Source organism: Candidatus Pristimantibacillus lignocellulolyticus (genome assembly GCA_023639215.1).
Taxonomy (GTDB): domain Bacteria; phylum Bacillota; class Bacilli; order Paenibacillales; family Paenibacillaceae; genus Pristimantibacillus; species Pristimantibacillus lignocellulolyticus.
Genome location: CP097899.1, coordinates 1,571,261 through 1,589,506, shown reverse-complemented (window position 1 = coordinate 1,589,506; position 18,246 = coordinate 1,571,261). Strand labels below are relative to the sequence as shown.

The window sequence follows — 18,246 nt, the reverse complement described above, 5'->3', positions numbered from 1 at the left end:
GCGATTATGTATATGCCGAATTTTTTAACGAGACGTTGGCACGGTCTTCATAGTATTATTTCCATCGTTATTATGCTGTTATTATCAGTCATGCTAACTTTCTTTTCGTGGATAGCAGGAGCAATTGGACTACTGTTATCTATAGGTGTAGCTGTCTATATGTATATTGCTGAGCGTGCATTTCGCCACGAATTTAAAGCGTATATTCAGACGCTATCCTATCGCCTGAAGAAGGGCGGAACGGATGTTATTCAAGAGTTACCTTTTGGTATTATTATTTATAATGAAGACAACATCGTAGAGTGGAATAATCCTTATATTAATCAAATTATGCAAGAACAATCATTAGTTGGTGAATCGTTAACGAAGTTATTCCCTTCTCTTTCACAATCTCTTTCTCAACTGAAAGAGCGTGAAGGGAAAATTGAGATTATGTTGCATCAACATATGTACCGGCTCACCTTCCGTGAGAAGGATCGGATTGTCTACGTCGTAGACATTACGGAAACATGGGCACTACATAAAAAGTATGATGAGGAACGATTATCTCTAGGTGTTGTCATGATTGATAATTTGGAAGAGGTAACCCAAGGGCTTGATGATAATCAGCGTTCAGTATTACTTTCTAAAGTGACTGGCGTAATAACGGATTGGGCACAAAAATTTGAAGTGTATTTAAAACGATTAACTTCAGATCGATTTCTTCTTATTACCGATCAAAAGACACTACGCATACTTGAACAAACACGGTTTGATATTCTTGATGATGTACGTGAAATGACAAGTGATCAGAAAATACCAATGACCCTTAGTATTGGGTTTGCAGCGGGTGCTGATCATATTCTCGAGCTAGGTCAATGGGCACATCGAAGTCTGGATATTGCATTAGGTCGTGGTGGCGACCAAGTAACTGTTAAGTTTGGCACACGACAAACGTTCTATGGTGGTAAAACCAATGCAGTAGAAAAACGTACAAGAGTAAGAGCACGTGTTGTGGCACATACATTGCGCGATCTTATTAAGGAAAGTTACAATGTTGTCATTATGGGACATCGTATACCTGATATGGATGCGATCGGTGCAGCGGTTGGAATATTGAAAGCTGCCCGTATGCTTGGCAAAGAATCATACATTGTATTAGAAGGTAATAATCCATCTATCGATCGTATGATGGAGCTTTTGCGTGAGGATGAGAAAATCGCAAAGCGCTTCATTACACCTGAGCAGGCGATCGCTTTAATGACACCGGCAACGTTAGCTATTGTCGTAGATACGCATAAAGCATCGATGGTCGCTGAACCGAAGCTTCTAACGATGACAGAGCGGTTAGCAGTTATCGATCATCATCGACGTAGTGAGGAGTTTCTCAGTCATGCTACATTGATGTACTTAGAGCCATACGCATCGTCAACATGTGAATTGGTTACTGAACTGCTACAATATATTCACGATCGAATTTCGCTTGATGTGCGCGAAGCAACTTCGTTATTAGCTGGTATTACGATTGATACGAAAAGCTTTTCGTTAAGAACGGGTGCCAGAACATTTGAAGCGGCATCGTTTCTACGTCGAAATGGCGCAGATTCATCGATGATCCAGCGAATGCTACAAGAAGATTTGAATGGATATATTAATAAATCTGATATTATTAAGCATGCTACGATCATTTACGAACATATTGCGCTAGCTGTTGTAGAAAAAGGTCATGTAAAATCGCAATTATTAATTGCTCAATCAGCAGATACTTTGCTGAATATGTCTAATATTTATGCTTCATTCGTCGTTTCTGAACGACCTGATGGTTTAATAGCAGTAAGTGCCCGTTCATTTGGACAAATCAATGTACAGGTTGTTATGGAGCGTATGGGTGGCGGTGGACATCTAACTAATGCCGCTGCACAGCTAGAAGGTACTGTTGATGAAGTGGCAGCTAAGTTAAAAACAGTACTCAAACAAATTGAGGATGAAGAGGGGTTATTCGAATGAAAGTAATTTTTCTACAAGATGTTAAAGGTCAAGGTAAAAAAGGTGAAGTTAAAGATGTTTCTGAAGGATATGTACGTAATTTTCTATTGCCTAAAAATTTAGTTAAAATTGCTTCAGCAGGTAATGTGAAAACATTAGATATGCAACATGCATCTGAACTAAAGCGTAAAGAGCAAGAGAAACAAGATGCGATCGCTTTAGGTAAAAAAATTGAAGAATTAACGATTCAAGTAAAAGCTAAAGCTGGTGAAGGTGGCAAATTGTTCGGCGCAATTACAACAAAACAAATTGCTGATGCAATCGCAGCACTTGGCATTAAATTGGATAAACGTAAAATGGAATTAGATGAGCCGATTCGTTCTCTTGGCGTAACTCAAGTACCTGTTAAGTTACATGCAGATGTTAAAGCAACGATGAAAGTACAAATCGTAGAAGAATAATAAGGATGCTCAAAATGTCCGATTGTGATCACGCGGATAAGCTAACGTAGCATATTCGGCGGCGAAAATGGCATTCATCGGAAGCCTACAGTGCTCATGTACCAATACCGTACATTCCGCGCTTCGTTTCCTAACTTCATGTCATTTTCTTGGCGGGAGACAAGCGAACATTTTGAGCTTATATTGAAATAGGATACTCATAAAGTCCGCTTTTTGAACTACCTCTTAAAATGAAGGTTCAAAAAGTGGGATTTCAGAACCAAGAAGATGAGGCGCTACTTGAGGAAGGAGGAAACGCAAGTGTACGTAATTGGTACACGCGTACCTGCAATGTTTCTGCAAGAAACATACCTCGTAAGCTTATGCTAGACCTTCCAAGTTCGCTCCATATTCGATGCCGAATAAACTACGTAGCATAGTCAACGTTATCAAAGTCCGCTTTTTGAACTACCTCTAAGAAGAAAGGAAATGGGCAGATGAATTCAGAACCATTATTTGACCGCGTACCTCCGCAAAATATGGAGGCAGAACAGGCTGTTATTGGAGCGGCATTATTACAAGCAGAAGCTTTAATTACAGCGCTGGAACGCGTAAAGAGTGAAGATTTCTATAGTAGCGCCCATCAACTGATCTTTGAAGCTATGATTGAGCTTGGCGAGAACAATCAGCCGATTGACCTCGTGACGTTAACAGCACAATTGCAGGACAAAGGTATGTTAGAAGAAGTGGGCGGCGTAAGTTATCTTGCCAAACTTGCCAATTCGGTACCTACAGCGGCAAACGTAGAATATTATGCACAAATCGTTGAAGAAAAGTCGATGTTACGTCGCTTAATTCGTACTGCAACGAACATCGTTTCTGATGGCTATGCCAATGCTGAAGATATAACAAGTATGCTTAGTGATGCAGAGAAAAAGATTCTTGAGATTTCGAATCGTCGCTCAAGTAGCGGATTTATTTCTATACGCGATGTGTTGATGGAAGTTTTCGAGAAGGTAGAATTCCTTTACGCTAACCGCGGGGGAACTTCAGGTATTCCATCTGGTTTCGTTGATCTTGATCGGATGACAGCAGGATTCCAGCGTAGTGACTTAATTATCGTAGCAGCACGTCCTTCCGTTGGTAAAACAGCATTTGCCTTAAATATTGCGCAAAATGTTGGCGTGCGTGCCAAAGAGACCGTCGCTATATTCAGTCTGGAGATGTCAGCTGCACAGCTTGTCCAACGTATGATCTGTGCGGAAGCTAATGTCGATGCAACTCGTATGCGTACAGGTAATTTGGAACCCGATGATTGGGAGAAGCTTACTATGGCTATTGGAGCATTATCCGAAGCAGAAATTTTTATCGATGATACTCCTGGTATTACAGTTGCAGATATACGCGCAAAATGCCGTCGTTTGAAGAAGGAAAAGGGACTTGGTATGATTCTGATTGACTACTTGCAACTAATATCAGGTCGCGGAAAAGCTGGAGAAAACCGTCAACAGGAAGTATCTGAAATTTCTCGTACGTTGAAACAAATCGCACGTGAACTTGAAGTACCTGTTATTGCACTATCGCAGCTTAGTCGTGGTGTTGAGCAACGTCAAGACAAACGTCCAATGATGTCGGATCTTCGTGAATCGGGTTCTATTGAGCAAGATGCGGATATCGTCTCTTTCTTATATCGTGATGATTACTACGATAAAGAGTCTGAGAAGAAAAATATTATCGAGATTATCATCGCCAAACAACGTAACGGACCCGTTGGGACAGTTGAACTCGTATTCCTCAAAAACTTCAATAAATTCGTGAACTTAGATAGAAATCATCAGGATCCATCACAAGCTTCATAATATCCGAACGATTATATGTACAACCATATAATCGTTCGTTTTTTGTTTGACTTTTGCTAGTTGGATTGGTAAAATATTAATGCTGTCCTTTGACGGTATCTTTTAAAGTGACAAAAATTATCGATGTGGATACATCGAGTGGAGGTATGGCTATGTCAACAGTAGTTGTTGTTGGTACGCAATGGGGAGATGAAGGGAAAGGTAAAATTACCGATTTTCTTGCGGAAGGTGCGGACGTAGTAGCGCGTTACCAAGGTGGTAACAATGCTGGCCACACGATCCTTATTGATAATAAAAAATATAAGCTGACAATGATACCTTCTGGTATCTTTAATGCCAATAAAACATGTGTAATCGGAAATGGTATGGTAATTAATCCTGAAGCATTAATTACTGAAATTAATTATATTCACGACAATGGCTTCTCTACAGAGAATCTTGTTATTAGTGATCGTGCACACGTTATTATGCCTTACCATCTTATTCTTGATGGTCTTGAAGAAGATCGTAAAGGTGATAATAAAATCGGTACGACTCGTAAAGGAATCGGCCCTTGTTATATGGATAAAGCTTCTCGTAGCGGTATTCGTATTGCTGACCTTATGGATGCAGAAGAATTCTCTGCTCGTGTACGTGCGATCGTCATTGAGAAAAATCAAGTGATTGAGCAAGTATATGGTTCAACAAAAGTTGATGCAGAACAAATTATTAAAGAGTATCTTGAATATGCAGAAGTACTTCGTCCTTACGTGACTGATACGTCTGTTATCTTAAATGATGCTATTGATGCAGATAAAAAAGTACTATTTGAAGGTGCGCAAGGCGTTATGCTTGACATCGATCAAGGAACTTATCCGTATGTTACTTCTTCAAACCCATCTGCTGGTGGTGTGTGTATCGGTTCTGGCGTAGGTCCATCTCGCATTCAACAAGTTATCGGTGTTGCAAAAGCATACACAACTCGTGTTGGTGACGGTCCGTTCCCTACGGAGCAAGATAATGAAATTGGTCAATTGATCCGTGATAGAGGTCATGAGTACGGAACAGTTACTGGCCGTCCTCGTCGTGTAGGTTGGTTCGATACGGTTGTTATTCGTCATGCTCGTCGTGTAAGTGGTATTACAGGTCTTTCTCTAAACTCTTTAGACGTACTCTCTGGTCTTGATACTGTTAAGATCTGTACGGGTTACAAATATCGCGGAGAAATCATTCATCACTACCCTGCAAGCTTGAAAGCTGTAAGTGAATGTGAAGCGGTATATGAAGAGTTACCAGGTTGGTCTGAAGATATTACTAACGTAAAACGTCTTGAAGATCTTCCAGCTAATACGTTAGCTTATGTTAATCGTGTTGCTGAACTTACAGGAATTCCAATTGCGATCTTCTCTGTGGGTCGTAATAGAGAGCAAACGAACCAAGTACTACCAATCTACTAAGAGTGATCCGCTTGTGATCACGATGAGTAAGCTAACGAAGGTTATTCGACTTCGAATATGTCATTCATCGCTCGCTCCAGTGCTCATGTACCAATAACGTACATTCCGCGCTTCGCTTCACTAGCTTCATGTCATCTTCTCGGTGCTGACAAGCGGATCCTCGAGGATGCCCTCTTTGTGAGTATGCCTAGATGAGGCTGCTAGAAAGTTCGGTGAGGGTACTTGTGATCACTTCGTGATACTCACAAGTTTACTGATGAAAATATAGATTAAAGACTCAATTGTGAGCGATTCTCGCTCATAATTGAGTCTTTTTTTGTTCTCGGATTTATACCGCTATTGTTTATTACAATAAATCGGAGCCCAACGGCGATTGGATAGCGATTGGAACAAGGATTGTTCTCGTAGCGCAACCCACAGCCCTTGAATCATCCTTGCTAGGCAACTTAAAGTCTATATGACTTCATGAACTGTGAGAGAAAATTTATACAAATTTAGGAAATAACTATTTTCTAAGAGAATGAGTCCTACCCTTTCTGTCCATAATGATAGAGACTATGAAGAGTGGTAGGAGTGAGTGATATGGTATTGAAGGTTTTAATGTGGGTGGGTAAAGCAATTTCGGTAGTATTAATTGTGTGTATGCTATCCATATGGACGACGGGTTATATTATAACTAGTTATGTAGAATCTATTTTGAAGCAATACGAGATTCCTATAGAAATTCCTCCGATGGCTATGTCCGGTGTGTGGGGCGTGCTGTGGGGAAGTGAAGTAGATACATTAAGCAAAGACAAAGAAGTTGTAGTAGACACTCCGCAGCCCACAGAGCAACCAGACACAAATAAGGAACAAATACCGAGTGATCTTAATACTGAACCTGACGATGAAGCTCAAGAGGTATTAGCGCCTATTGAAGTTGATGATACGGAAGTAGCGATGACTCCAGAGGAGATTGCAGCTGCCAAAGATACCGTTTCAGTGGAAGATAAAGATAGAATGCTAGAGCTGTTAATGACGAAATTACCAGCAGATTCTTGGCAAACATTCTCAACATATCTAGAAGATGGATTAACTGATCAAGAGTTAATTGACATCCAACAAATTATGGCGCAGCACTTAAACGATGCGGAATATGAAGAGTTAATGATAATTCTTAAGAAATATTAATGTACCTAAAAACCCCCAAAGGTTGCTCGATTTGTTAACCCTATGTTAAAGTTAAAGGCGGATGATCCTATCAGGAGCGTTTGTCTTTTTTTCTGTGAGGATACTTTAATAATAGCAAAAGTGCTAAAAGGAGAATATCATGGCCGGATTCGGGGACATGAGTCGTATGAAAGAATCAGTTACGAAATTAGTAGACAAGCTAGTGAGTAAGATTCGACCAGTAGACTCTAAAGCAGTAAACGCTGAACCAGATATACAGACCGATGCAGTGATACCAACAACACCACTTTGGCGTAAAAAAACCACCCTTCTTATAGGTGGAGCCATCATACTACTAACAACTGCGGGCGTTATAGGCGTTCAACAATATAATGAATACAGAGCTAATAATACTTTTGAAATTTTTCATGTTTATCAAAATGGAACGATAATAGGTTCAGTAGATTCTAAAGATTTAGTAGAAAAATTAATTGCAGATGAACAATTAGAATTAGCGAATAATAATCCAGGAATTAATATGGTACTAGAAACAGGCGAGCTTACATATGAAAGTGAAACAGCTTTTAAATTGTATGCAGAAACTGATGCAACACTTAGTGCACTTGAACAATCATTTACATCACATGCTGTTGGTGTAGCTGTTGTAGTTGACGGAAAGACATTAGGTATCGTCAAGGATGAAGCAGCAGCAGTAAATATTTTAAGTAGATTACAAAGCGAATACGCTCCTTCACTAGCTAGTGCGGCGTCAACGACTAGAACAATTGAATCGTTATCTTTTAATGCTAATGATGCAAAAAAAGACGAGACAGCGAAAGAAGATTCTGATGAACCTTCGACAGTCGTTACTGAAATTGGCTTTGTTGAAGCGGTTGATGTCGAGAATGTAAATACAGATCCAGCCAAAATATTAGATGAAGAAGCTTTATATTCTACTATTGTTGATGGTAGCACGAAGCCAACGAAATATATTGTGCAAAAGGGCGACTGTGTGGGATGTATTGCTTTTAAATTTGGAATCTCAGAACAAGTAATTTATGAGAATAACCCATCTATTGTAGGTGACAAAATCACTGCAGGCGATGAGCTAGACTTAACGGTTCGTATGCCGGAGATTACAGTGAAATCTACTGAAGAAACGGTAGAGATTGAAGAAATTGCTATTCCTATTCAATATGTAAAGAATGATGAAATCCGTGAAGGCGAAACGAAAACGATTCAAACCGGATCAGTAGGTTCGCAAAAGTTAACGTATAGTATTTACAAAGAGAATGGATATATTCTTACAGAAGAATTAATATCTAAGGAAGTTATTGTCGAAGCAGTTCCTACTATTATTGAAAAAGGAACAATGGTTATTGCAGGTATAGGTTCTGGTCAATTTGCATATCCAGTATCTAATTCTCGCCTTTCTAGTAAATATGGTTCACGATGGGGTAGAACCCATAAAGGAATCGATCTTACAGGCGATAAGAACATAAAAGCTGCTGATGCAGGTATCGTTGAATTTGTAGGAACGAAGAACGGTTACGGAAACACAATAATTATCGATCATCAGAATGGCTACAAAACATTGTACGGTCATCTTAAATCTATTGGTGTAAGCAAAGGCGATAAGTTAAGTCAAGGCGATAGTATCGGTGTTATGGGTAACACTGGTCGCTCGACAGGCGTACATCTTCACTTCGAAATTTTGAAAAATGGTAGCAATGTTAATCCACTAAGCTATTTATAATCTCATATATATTAGAGGGCGAGCATAAAAGTAGTGATACTTTTGTACTCGCCTTTTTCATATGTTTTTAGCTTCCAAAATTTATTATGGAACAGTATTGCAATGATGGGGTACAAGCGGTAATGCTATGGTAAAATAGTACTTATATGAAGGATAAATAAGGCGGTGATTGCGCATGTACGGAAAAATATTAGTGGTAGACGATGAGCAGCCGATAGCAGATATTTTGAAATTCAGTTTAGAAAAAGAAGGATATGAAGTGATTTGCGCTTTCGATGGTGAAGAAGCGATCCGTCTTGCTTTTGAAGAGCAACCAGATCTTATGCTACTTGATCTTATGCTTCCTATTAAGGATGGAATGGATGTATGTCGCGAAGTAAGAGCAAAGCTACATATGCCGATTATTATGCTAACCGCTAAGGATACAGAAATTGATAAAGTATTAGGATTAGAGCTAGGTGCAGATGATTACGTAACGAAGCCATTTAGTACTCGTGAATTACTTGCACGAGTTAAAGCACATTTGCGTAGACAGAAGAAGTCAACGTTGCTTGCACAGGAGTTATTAGCTGAAGACGGTCAAGATCAAGATAATTTTGAACAACAAGGGTTTAGTCTGTTTAATTTATTTATCGATACAGATATGTATGCACTATATAAAGATGGAGAGGCTATTGAGCTAACACATCGAGAATTTGAACTTGTTCATTATTTGGCAAAACATTGTGGAAAAGTTATGACCCGCGAACATTTATTGCAGGCAGTATGGGGATTTGAATATTTCGGAGATGTACGAACAGTCGATGTTACGATTCGTCGTTTGCGTGAAAAAATCGAAAATGATCCAAGTCGCCCAGAATATATTTTGACTCGTCGTGGACTTGGGTATATGATGCGCAATCCGAAATTCGGGAGTATATAATGAAACTGAGACAATATTTCCAAACGATACAAGTAAAGCTCGTTATTATTTATTTGTTACTTATTCTAGTAGCGATGCAATTGATTGGTGTGTACTTTATAAGTACAGTAAAAGCATCCCTAGTGAATAACTTTACGAATAATTTAAAGGAACAAGCGGATATTCTTGCTAAGTTTGCGGCACCGAGTTTATCGCCTACTATCGATAATGATGCAGATCCTTCGGATAATACAACGGAGGATTTGAATCTTGTTGTACGTAATTTGTTCAGTATTAGCGGAGCAGAAGTGCAGGTGCTTGATGCGAATGGTAAAATAGTCGCGACTTCTCTGCAACTTCATCAATCGTACATCGGGCAGAAAAACAAGTCGTTAGCAGTAAGTCGCGCATTGCAAAATATATCTGATAATGAAGAAGAATATATTGAGGAAGATGGCTCACGTAAGAAGATGATTGCGGTGCCTGTGACTCATAATGATAAAATCGTCGGGGCTGTGCATATTGTTGCATCAATGACGGAAGTATATGACACAATGAATCGAGTGAACCAAATATTTTTCTCAGGCACAATCATTGCACTTGGTTTGACGGGTGTGCTAGGAGTTGTGCTTGCTCATACGATTACACATCCAATACAAGGATTAACTCGTCAAGCTGAGCTAGTAGCCGAAGGACATTTCGATATGAAAGCTCCAGTGTTAGGTAATGATGAGATTGGTCGACTAAGTATGGCTTTTAATGAGATGACCATTCGCTTAAAGGAAGCACTTTCTGTCAATGAGGAAGAGAATGAGAAGCTGATCTCCGTTCTTTCCAATATGAGTGATGGCGTATTAGCAGTTGATGAGAATAATCAAGTTATCGTCTGGAATAAGCGTGCACTTGAACTACTAGAGTTCGGTACATTGCAAGATAAAATATTGCCAGAAGTATTAGAACTGAATGAGGAACAAGTAGAATTTTTACAACAAGGGCGTACGCAAATTTTTATCATTAGGCGCGATAGTCCAGATTATGATACCTCTTCGGAAGAAGATAGCATTCTGAAAGTCACATTATCTCCGATTCATCGTCGTGACCGAGGCATTACTGGTGCGATTGCCGTAATACAAGATGTTACCGATCAAGAGAAACTTGAAATATCTCGTCGTCAATTTGTAGCTAACGTATCTCATGAGTTACGGACTCCGCTGACTACGATTAAAAGCTATGCCGAAGCGCTCAATGATGGAGCATTAGAGGAACGTGAATTATCGGAACGTTTTGTTGGTGTTATTAGTAATGAGACAGAGCGAATGATACGTCTAGTTAGTGATCTATTGCATTTATCGAGACTAGATTCAAATCAAGCGCCGCTTCGTCGCCAACAGACTAATATTCAAGATATGCTAGATGAAGTAGCAGATCGCTTCTCGTTCCAGTTACGCCAGAAACGAATTAAAGCAACCGTTAAAGTAGGGAAAGGGATTCGTAATCTATGGCTTGATCGAGATCAAATCGATCAAGTGTTAGATAATCTAGTATCCAATGCGGTAAAATATACGTTAGATGGCGGAAAAATCACATTATCTGCTGTGAAATCTAGAGAGAATGCCTATATCGATATTAGTGTGCAAGATTCAGGTATTGGTATTCCCGCGAAAGATTTATCGAAAATTTTTGATCGTTTTTATCGTGTAGATAAGGCGAGATCTCGTAATATGGGCGGAACAGGGCTAGGATTATCTATTGCCCGGGAAATTGTTAAGAAGCATGGAGGCAAGATCTCGCTTGAATCTGAATTGAATGTAGGCTCAAAAGTTACATTTAGTTTGCCCTTGCTACAGGATGGAGGCAAATCCAAATGATGGAGCGTATTAAGACAGGTTTATTAATCTTTCTCGTTATACTCAGCTTGCTGCAGACGTATTTTCTAGCTTACCGGATGCCTTGGCTTGGTACGACCACAAGAAGTGATCAAGATTATGTGAATACGGAATTAATCGGTAAGCCAAGTAGTGTAGAGAGTGTTATCTATCCAGAGGAATTGATACTTCATCTTGGAGAGGACAAGCATACAATCATATATCCCAATACACAGTTTTATGATCTTATTGTCCGCCAACGTCTTGCGAATCGCGAATTAAAGGATCTTCAAGTATTAACGAATAGTACAATGGATTGGACGAAGTTAAAGAGAGATCAGCAAGGGATAGAATTATCATTTCGCAATGGGATTTCTTTTGAACTATTGAAGAAACTGTTGAAGATTGAGACAGTTAGCACTCAAGATGTAACGCAAATCGATCGCATCTATATTTATGCGATTGCTGAATCTGAGGAAGTACGCGCCTTTTTCTTTGAGAAAAATGGGACAACTGTGTATGAAGCAGTGCGAGTCGATCTAACGGTGAAAGATATTCAAGATTATATAGGTTTCGGAGAGTATTTACCTTCTTACGAGTATATTAATAAAAATCTATATGTTGCCGTTGAGCCTATTCAGGCAACAGAATATAGTTTTGCTTATGATGTCATTACACCAGAGCAAATGCAACGCAGTCTGTTTTTTGATTCTAGTACGACTAGAGCCATAGTGAATCGTTCAGGTTCTCAAATCTATACGGATGGAAAACGTGGTCTAAAAGTTGAGCAAAATGGATTATGGATAAATTATTCGAATTCAACGGCATCACAGACCAATACAGCACCAGCGAGTGAAAACGTATATGTTGCCGTTGATTTTGTTAACCAGCATGGTGGATGGGACTCTAGCTATCAATTAGCCAATGTCCCTCAGGCCGATGAGAAATATGTTCGATTCCGTAAATATATTGAGCAGTATCCGGTTATTGATATTAATCCATTTAATTATGGTTATATCCAATTGGGATTACAGCAAGCTAACGTTGTCGAATATGAACGTACACTGATATCATTGCCAAGCGCAGCAGATTCCAAAGAAATTCGTTGGTTGTACGGAGGTCAACAGCTTAAAGCGCAGCTTGAATCGTATAGTAACAAACAAGATGTTGTTGCGATTTATCCTGCACTAACGGCAGTTCCTCAAGGGGATAATGTCCTCAAATTCATCCCTGTATGGGCTGTTCAATTGCGAGATGGTACAGAAGAAGTGTTAATGGATGCTATGTTGGCAGGCATTGATCCGAGTATTCTAGATCGTTCAAAGTAATAAATGAGCGCGGTGGCAGCCAATTGTGTAGCAATATGGTAAATTATTTAGTTAATTTCTACAGTTGCTGCATGTTTCATCTGAAAAATTGGTTTAGGAAGCTATCGGAAAGATCATATGCTTACTGGGTAACTTTTGTTTACAGGAAGTTACTCGGAGAAGATAACAAAAAGTATGGCTTATGCTTAAGAAGTAACTTTTTGTTTGCGAGAAGTGATTCGAGGAAGTTAACGAAAAGTATGGTTTATGCTTAACGGGTAACTTTTTGTTTACAGGAAGTTACTCTGGTGAGATAACAAAAAGTTTGGTTTGTGCTTACGAAGTAACTTTTTGTTTGCGAGAAGTGATTCGAGGAAGTTAACGAAAAGTTTTTAGGAGGTGAACATTCGTGGACTGGAGTAGGGCAAAGAGTGCATTGATCTTCTCTTTTTTATTGCTTAATCTATTACTTGGTTATCAGTTGTGGAGTGAAGTACGTACAGAAGTGAATGCTAATACGAATACGGCAGAATTGCCTGCGGATAAGCTTCAAATCATGCAACAGAAGAAAATTACACTGTCGACTAATCTTAATCTACCTTCGGAAACGCCGCGAATGGGTGACCTCACGTATCTATTGCAGTCTGATAGTATGGAGAATCGTAAGCCGACATCTATTATTCCTCCGGTAGATAGCTCAGTGGTTTTCACTAGTAAACAGTTGATTCCTGCACTAGGCCATCTTATTGCTGATCTAGAACAATACTCTTATGATGTGCATAGTAGTCGTGACGGTGTATTCGTCTTACAGCGGATGGTGGACGGACGTCCAATGTTCCAGACAAAGCTAGAGTTATACAATAGCAACTTGAAGATTACGGCGTTCTTGCAAGATCGGGTAGAAATTACTGGTACAGGTGAAGCACAGCAAGTATTATCTGCTTCAAAAATCGTATCTAGCTTAATAGAATCGTATCTAGAGAACGGTTCAGTTATCGTAGATATTCAGTTAGGATATTATGGACAAATATTTGATTCAGAAGTTCAGGTTGCAACACCAGCGTGGCGTGTTATGCTAGATGATAGTAAAGTTTATTATGTTGATGCCATTAGTGGAGAGGTATTAACTGACAATACGGAGGACAAGCTATAGAGGCTCCTGTCAGCCAGGAGAAGGGATATGAACTAAGCACAATGGGATTACGATTTACAGTACTAGCGAGCGGATCTACGGGAAACGCGACAATTATAGAAGGTAATGACAAGACGGTAATGATTGATGCCGGTTTAAGCGCCAAGAAACTTGATGAATTAATGAAACAACAAGGGATTAGTGGTCAGTCTATTGATGCACTGCTTGTTACCCATGAGCATTCTGATCATATTAAAGGTTTAGGTGCATTTGCTAGAAAGTATAATCTACCGATTTATGCAAACCAAGCGACATGGGGAGCATTGGAACGCCATGTCGGAAAAATAAGTCCAGAGAAACGTAATGTGTTCGAAAGTGGAGAGAGTTTAAAGTTCGGTTCTATGGATGTGCATACGTACAATATTTCTCATGATGCGGCCGAGCCAGTAGGTTACACATTTGAACAAAATGGACAACGATTAGGTGTTGCTACTGACCTAGGCTATGTAAGTGAAAAGGTGAAGCAACAAATTATTGACTGCGATTGCCTTGTATTAGAATCTAACCATGATACTGAATTACTACGCGTAGGTCGTTATCCTTGGAATACTAAGCGTCGTATACTTAGCGATGTTGGTCATTTATCCAATGTAGCTGCAGGAGAAGCGTTAATAGAACTAATGACGGATCGAACAAAGCGTGTATATTTGGCGCATCTTAGCCAGGATCATAATCAGATGGATCTAGCAATGTTAACCGTTAATTCTATATTTGAGAGTAACGGAATATTTTATAAGCGGGAGGAGTTTCCGCTTAGACCTACCTTTGCTGATCGACCGACGCCTTGGGATGGGCTAGGTTTGCAATAAGTTGTTCAAGTGTTCGATCGATTCGACTCATTGTTCGTTGTAGCTCAGCATCGTTAACCAGTCCTTTGGAAGTTAGAATAGCAATTAATGCATTCATCGTAAGTAGAGTATGGTAGTGTTCTTGCTTCAAGTCAGCTAATTGAGCAGCTAACTGAATATGTTCAAGTGAATAAGAAGTAGGCATGAGATAAGCCCCCTATCGGAATTTTATTATTTAATGATGTAGTTGGATAAGTAGTCTATTATTAGTGTAGTCTAATCTCGTAAAAACATTCCTATTTAATGGAAAATGTAGGTATGATATAGAATAGAGGAGAGGGGCGATTATAGTATGAGCTTGTTTGATGATGATTTTTACTCATCTAAAGTTTCACGTAAAACGTTACGGGAGCATTTTGGAGTAAGGAAGCAGTCGCGCAGGAATGGGTCTTTCTTGAGTGATTGGAAAGTAGGTAAGCTATCGACATTGCAAATTGCACTAATCTCATCATTTACAAGCGCTATAGTCGTTTGCTTACTATTTGGAGTTATATTTGGTTTTGGTAGTGGCTCTCCATCAAATCGTGAAATAGCCGGTCTTGATCCATCACAACGTGCCGTTCAAGCATCAGATAAGGTACGACCTGCCGTCGTAAGTATTATTAATGAGCAAAAGTTTACACTGGGCTTAGATAGTAAAGCCGTCGATCCTGAAAGTGATGAAAGTACTGTGTACAAGGAAGCGGGCGTAGGCTCTGGCGTTATTATTAAGAAGAATGATACGCACGCTTATATCATTACAAACTTTCATGTCGTTAACAGTGCAGCACGCGTGCAAGCGGTATTAACGACTGGTGAGAAACGTGAGGCAGAAGTAGTTGGATTAGATCAGCTTACGGATCTTGCCGTCTTGAAAATAGATGCTAAAGGTATTGATGATGTAGCTGAGATAGGCGATTCATCAAGCTTGCGGGCAGCAGAGTTTGTATTAGCTATTGGGAATCCACTAGGTATGGGTGAATCTATTACGCTTGGTGTTGTTAGTGTAACGAATGAGACTATCGCAGTGTCACTGAATCAGAATGGTAATTTGGATTGGGAGCAGGAAGTTATCCGCGTTGATGCAGCGATTAACCAAGGAAATAGCGGTGGACCGCTTATTGATCTGAGTGGTCGAGTGATCGGTATTAATAGTATGAAAATATCGAATTATGGCGTTGAAAGCATTGGTTATGCGATTCCGATCAACAATGTGATGCCGATTATTGATCAATTGATCGAGCAAGGTTATGTGACTAGACCGTTTCTTGGAATAAGTATGCTTGATCTGCAGCAGTATTGGGCGCAGCAGGAGTTAGATCAAGAAGCAGAAAAGGATGAGGAAGGTACTGAAGGCGAGTCACAGCTTAGCTTGCCAAAAGGTGTGTATGAAGGTGTATTTATTACAGAGGTGCAAGGTCCTGCACTCAAAGCCGAATTACAACATAATGATGTCATCGTACAATTGGATAATACGAAAGTGAATAGTGTACGCCAACTTCGCAAATACTTATACGAGCATAAGCAAGTTGGAGATGAAATTGTCATTCATTACTATCGTGGCAAAGAATTGGTGAAGACGACTGCTATACTTGGAGAAAATAAGCCGAACTAAGCAGGAATATTGATGAAACATATAGAAACCGTAGTGAAGCAAAGATATAGTTAGCAGCTTAAGAGAAGCATGCTATATACTATCTTTGTTACGCTACGGTTTTGTTGTAAGAACGAGAACAATTGCGGAATATGTGGTATATTGTAAGCATAATGAATAACAACCTCACAGATAGGAAGAGACGCTATGTATTGTGTATGTAAAGAATGTGTTGAAGAAGCAATTGAACGTTTTGTAGATGAATACGAGGATGCACCAGATATGGTAGATTTGAACGAAACAGAATTTGCAGACTGGGACCCACCGCGTAAATGCGATCTATGTGAGGAAGCTGCTGTAGTGTTGGTGGTCTAGATGCATATACAGATCATTGCAGTAGGTAAGTTGAAGGAAAAGTATCTCGTTATGGGTATGGCAGAGTATGCGAAGCGACTAGGTCCATATATTAAATTAACCCTTTCTGAAGTGCCAGATGAGAAAGCACCAGAAACGATGAGTGCTGCAGAAGAAGAACAAGTAAGAGATCGCGAGGGTGATAAAATCCTCGCTCAAATAAAGCAAGAAGCTCATGTGGTCGCTCTCGCAATTGATGGAGAGTTATGGTCAAGTGAGGATCTTGCCCAGCAACTAGACAAACTAGCCACGTATGGAAAAAGCCACGTGGCTTTTGTTATAGGTGGAAGTAATGGATTGTCGAGTAATGTATTGAAGCGGGCGAATCAACGTTTGAGCTTCGGCAGAATGACATTGCCACATCAATTGATGCGCTTGGTGTTGATCGAGCAGATTTATCGTGGTGTGAAGATTAATCGTGGGGAACCGTACCACAAGTGACGGCGAAAAATATATAGTTATGGTTATGGTATTAACGGAGAAGCGTATTGTAAATAGTGGTAAATTGGAGAGTTGAGTTACATGTAGATGCTTCAATTCTAAGTCGTAGAGTAGGGCTTAGATGTATAGCCTAAACTTGATACATGTAAAGTTCTGTGTCTTTTTTGGGGTATAATCAATTTAATGTCTTTTAAATCTTATAGTTAAATAAATTCTACTGGAGAGGTTAATATGCGAATATGGACAGCTCAGCGCAATTCTACACTTAAGCAAATAATACAGCATGGAATGTACTACCCTGACTTTCAATTTGCAAATGGAATGGCAAGTGAAGGGATGAAAGCAATATATCCTGATTTGTTGAATATGTATTCAACCGTTAATAATCTTAAATGTAAAGGTTTAATTTTTGCAATTTCTTCACTTAACAATAAGCTAGTAACGAATTACAATGATTATCGCGATTTCTTTGAATCTAACCCTATGTTTTCCGATTCTGTATCTTTTCTAGGGGAAGATTACTCAATTCTAGAACTCGAAGTAGATAAAAACTTGAATTTAGTTCCAATAAATTTTCAAGATTTTATTGTGATTGCAATGAGAAAGACCGGAGGAGAGTGGAAAGACTATTGTAATACGGAGTTTGTTGATCTATCCTATACATCTTTTGAAAATGATTATAAATTATCAGGCAGTAGGGGATTTATTATTGAAGAAATCGACAATAGAATCGAGCAATGTCATATGCATTATATTAATATTGATGATATTGTAAATGTTTTTCCGGTAACTGATTATGAAAATTCAAAAACATATAATTTAAGTCAAGAAGCAATCACATTGTTGAATTCTATAAAAAAGTAATTAAGGAATTAACAAGTGCTTAGTTAGGATATTCCCTGTTGTCCATGCAACAAACTGGGTAAGCTTATCCCACACATGTGTAGTGTATGTTGCATTTGAAGAAATAGCTTTTTTGAGCCACATTTATCTATTATACGAAGCTCAGGCACCTACCGTGCCTGAGCTTTAATTTTTGGATTCCATAGCGATTACTGGGAAATGTGCAGCATTGAGCTAAAATGCCCCTATTTCAGTTC

Annotated in this window: 16 protein-coding genes; 15 read left to right on the top strand and 1 reads right to left on the bottom strand. The window is 39.3% G+C overall.

Translation table 11 applies throughout. The features are described 5' to 3' along the window. The first annotated feature begins 12 nt into the window (after positions 1-12). From NAG76_06580 to NAG76_06530, 11 genes are all read left to right on the top strand, one after another. On the top strand, positions 13-1,986 hold the full coding sequence (locus NAG76_06580; GenBank protein URN95907.1) for a DHH family phosphoesterase: 1,974 nt from the start codon (positions 13-15) through the stop codon (positions 1,984-1,986). After that, a complete protein-coding gene (gene rplI, locus NAG76_06575; GenBank protein ID URN95906.1) occupies positions 1,983-2,426 on the top strand; it encodes a 50S ribosomal protein L9 in 444 nt (147 codons plus the stop codon). Before NAG76_06580 ends, rplI begins: the two co-directional genes overlap by 4 nt. A 476-nt stretch (positions 2,427-2,902) precedes the next feature. Next, positions 2,903-4,264: a replicative DNA helicase gene (gene dnaB, locus NAG76_06570; GenBank protein URN95905.1), complete on the top strand. Its 1,362-nt coding sequence runs from the start codon at positions 2,903-2,905 to the stop codon at positions 4,262-4,264. A gap of 152 nt (positions 4,265-4,416) precedes the next feature. Beyond that, positions 4,417-5,700, top strand: a complete 1,284-nt coding sequence (locus NAG76_06565; protein URN95904.1) for an adenylosuccinate synthase — start codon at positions 4,417-4,419, stop codon at positions 5,698-5,700. 582 nt (positions 5,701-6,282) lie between these two features. Further along, complete coding sequence (locus NAG76_06560) at positions 6,283-6,870, top strand: hypothetical protein (GenBank protein ID URN95903.1); 588 nt, start codon at positions 6,283-6,285, stop codon at positions 6,868-6,870. Between the two features lie 139 nt (positions 6,871-7,009). Continuing rightward, complete coding sequence (locus tag NAG76_06555) at positions 7,010-8,605, top strand: peptidoglycan DD-metalloendopeptidase family protein (protein URN95902.1); 1,596 nt, start codon at positions 7,010-7,012, stop codon at positions 8,603-8,605. A gap of 175 nt (positions 8,606-8,780) precedes the next feature. Continuing rightward, positions 8,781-9,527: a response regulator YycF gene (gene yycF, locus NAG76_06550; GenBank protein ID URN95901.1), complete on the top strand. Its 747-nt coding sequence runs from the start codon at positions 8,781-8,783 to the stop codon at positions 9,525-9,527. Further along, positions 9,527-11,374: a cell wall metabolism sensor histidine kinase WalK gene (gene walK, locus NAG76_06545; GenBank protein URN95900.1), complete on the top strand. Its 1,848-nt coding sequence runs from the start codon at positions 9,527-9,529 to the stop codon at positions 11,372-11,374. The genes yycF and walK overlap by 1 nt, the downstream gene beginning before the upstream one ends. Further along, the gene (gene yycH, locus NAG76_06540; protein ID URN95899.1) at positions 11,371-12,699 is read left to right on the top strand and encodes a two-component system activity regulator YycH; all 1,329 of its coding nucleotides are present in this window, start codon (positions 11,371-11,373) and stop codon (positions 12,697-12,699) included. The genes walK and yycH overlap by 4 nt, the downstream gene beginning before the upstream one ends. A 388-nt stretch (positions 12,700-13,087) precedes the next feature. Then, positions 13,088-13,831, top strand: coding sequence for a two-component system regulatory protein YycI (locus tag NAG76_06535; protein URN95898.1), 744 nt, complete (start codon positions 13,088-13,090; stop codon positions 13,829-13,831). A gap of 41 nt (positions 13,832-13,872) precedes the next feature. Beyond that, entirely contained in the window at positions 13,873-14,679 is an 807-nt protein-coding gene (locus tag NAG76_06530; protein URN95897.1) for an MBL fold metallo-hydrolase, read from the top strand. On the opposite strand, the gene NAG76_06525 is transcribed toward NAG76_06530, so the two are convergent. Further along, positions 14,630-14,863 (bottom strand): hypothetical protein, encoded by a 234-nt coding sequence (locus NAG76_06525; protein URN95896.1) that lies wholly within the window; start codon positions 14,861-14,863, stop codon positions 14,630-14,632. The genes NAG76_06530 and NAG76_06525 overlap by 50 nt on opposite strands. 147 nt (positions 14,864-15,010) lie before the next feature. Here NAG76_06525 and NAG76_06520 point away from each other — a divergent pair, with 147 nt between their 5' ends. The 4 genes from NAG76_06520 (at position 15,011) to NAG76_06505 (ending at position 18,010) form a co-directional block, all read left to right on the top strand. Then, positions 15,011-16,312 (top strand): trypsin-like peptidase domain-containing protein, encoded by a 1,302-nt coding sequence (locus NAG76_06520; protein URN95895.1) that lies wholly within the window; start codon positions 15,011-15,013, stop codon positions 16,310-16,312. Positions 16,313-16,498: 186 nt separating this feature from the next. After that, positions 16,499-16,666 (top strand): CxxH/CxxC protein, encoded by a 168-nt coding sequence (locus tag NAG76_06515; GenBank protein ID URN95894.1) that lies wholly within the window; start codon positions 16,499-16,501, stop codon positions 16,664-16,666. Beyond that, positions 16,667-17,146, top strand: coding sequence for a 23S rRNA (pseudouridine(1915)-N(3))-methyltransferase RlmH (gene rlmH, locus NAG76_06510; GenBank protein URN95893.1), 480 nt, complete (start codon positions 16,667-16,669; stop codon positions 17,144-17,146). 231 nt (positions 17,147-17,377) lie between these two features. Then, a complete protein-coding gene (locus NAG76_06505; protein ID URN95892.1) occupies positions 17,378-18,010 on the top strand; it encodes a hypothetical protein in 633 nt (210 codons plus the stop codon). The last annotated feature ends 236 nt before the right edge of the window (positions 18,011-18,246 follow it).